Genomic DNA, 272 nt, shown 5'->3' with positions numbered 1-272 from the left:
AAGGACATTGACCTCAAGTATGAAGTCACCCGTAGCGCAGGCGGGCCCGTCGAGAAATCCCTGATCAACACTTATGCCGTCAACCGCCCGGCGGGTTCTGGTCCGCTGCGGGTCATGGGGGCACGCTTCAATGCCAGCGCGTATCGCGCATGGAGTGCGCCACGAATGCTCAGTGCGTTTCACAACACGACCCTGCAGCCGCTGCTGGCTCAGTGGCGCTACGAAGACAGCGAGGACTGGACGGCCGAGACCCATTGGTTCGACAACAAACC

The 272-nt window shown here is 61.0% G+C and carries 1 protein-coding gene; it reads left to right on the top strand.

Translation table 11 applies throughout. From position 1 onward, the window contains the following. A partial coding sequence (locus DM374_RS32930; protein WP_157969840.1) for a hypothetical protein occupies positions 1-272 on the top strand: 272 nt, incomplete at both ends.

It is taken from the genome of Pseudomonas huaxiensis, from assembly GCF_003231275.1.
Taxonomy (GTDB): domain Bacteria; phylum Pseudomonadota; class Gammaproteobacteria; order Pseudomonadales; family Pseudomonadaceae; genus Aquipseudomonas; species Aquipseudomonas huaxiensis.
This window is presented reverse-complemented; position numbering and strand designations above follow the sequence as displayed.